The sequence below is a fragment of the Streptomyces sp. NPDC051172 genome (genome assembly GCF_040682555.1).
In the GTDB taxonomy this organism is placed as follows: Bacteria; Actinomycetota; Actinomycetes; order Streptomycetales; family Streptomycetaceae; genus Streptomyces.
In genome coordinates, this window is the sequence record NZ_JBFBBE010000356.1 from 1 (window position 1) to 1,372 (window position 1,372).

Here is a 1,372-nt window from a genome sequence, read left to right on the forward strand (position 1 = left end):
GGGTCAGGTGGGCCAGGGCCTTCTCGAAGCGCGCGGCCTCGGGGACGTCACGCAGCCGCCAGTGGACCTGGCGGGCGGGCTCCTGGAAGAGGATGTGCAGGTCTCCGGCGCCCGAGCCGCGGCGGCGCCGCTGCACGTCGGCGATGGACACGAGCGGCATGGCGGCCCCGGAGCCGCCGACGCTGGCGCGCTGGAGGATGCGGCGGTCGGTGACCACGGTGCGCCGGAAGATCCAGCGCCACAGCGGGCGGACGGTGCCGGGGAGCAGGACGAGTGCCGCGACCACCCACGCGACCGCCTCGAGCACGGCGCGGTTCGCGGCGACGATCCCGGGCAGGTCGGGGCGTGCGAGCACCCCGACGGCCAGGCCGAGCAGGAACGCGACGGCCACGAGGACCGCGGCGGGGCGCAGCAGAGCGCGCGGGTGGGTGCGGGTGCGCACCATCACCTGCTCACCGGGCTCGAGTCGCACGGCGGTCACCTCCTGACCGGGACGGGTGTGTCATGCGCCGCGATGGACGTCTCCACGCAGGTGGGCCACGTCCCCCGCACTGACCTCGGTCTCGATTGTGCCACGGTCCGGTGTGATGTGCCTCACCCGCAGGGTGCCGCCCGGGCCGAGGCCCACGGCCGTGCCTTCCAGCACGCCGCCGCCGGGCAGCTCGGCGCGCACCGCGCGTCCCAGGGTGGAGAGGCGGTCCGCCACGGCCGCCACGGCGGGGTGACGCCCGTCCACGGCCGCCGTCTGCCCCGCCACACCCGCGGCGAAGCGGTCCACGGCCGTCACGACGGCGTCGCGCAGCTCGACCGCGAGGTCCCGCGGCGCGGGCACGGCCTCCGCACCGATCCACTCCGCCAGGTCCGTGGCGGTGTCCACCGGGGCGGCCGCGCGGTGGTCCAGGTTCACGCCCATCCCGACGACGACGCCGGGCCCCTTGCCGTCCGAGGACAGCGCCACCGTGGCCAGCACGCCGCACAGCTTGCGCCCGTCCGTGGCGAGCACGTCGTTCGGCCACTTCACGTGCGTCGGGACGCCCCGGGCCGCGAGGCGCTCGGCGACCGTGGCGGAGGCGACGAGCGAGAGCCAGCTCAGGTGGGCCGGAGAGACCGGCACCCCGCCGGACTCCGGACGCAGGTACACGGACAGAGCGAGCGCCGCCCCCGGCGCGGCGCTCCACACGCGGGAGTGCCGAGCCCGGCCGGCCCGCTGGTCCGCGGTGGCCACGGCCGCACCGTGCCGGTGCCCCTCGCGGTCCAACCGTGCGAGGAGCTCATCCTGCGTGGATCCGGCGGAGTCCAGCCAGGTCAGGTCGGGGGTGGGGGCGTCGTCGGGGTGCATGCCCCTAGATATACACGGCGTTCCCGGGGGCGG

The 1,372-nt window shown here is 76.6% G+C and carries 2 protein-coding genes; both read right to left on the reverse strand.

Annotation, left to right across the window (positions count from 1 at the left end):
• Window positions 1-472: PH domain-containing protein (locus AB0N07_RS51060; protein WP_365847841.1), on the reverse strand; the 472-nt coding region annotated here is incomplete at its 3' end.
• A gap of 30 nt (window positions 473-502) precedes the next feature.
• Window positions 503-1,339, reverse strand: coding sequence for a biotin--[acetyl-CoA-carboxylase] ligase (locus AB0N07_RS51065; RefSeq protein WP_365847843.1), 837 nt, complete (start codon window positions 1,337-1,339; stop codon window positions 503-505).
• Between the last annotated feature and the right edge of the window lie 33 nt (window positions 1,340-1,372).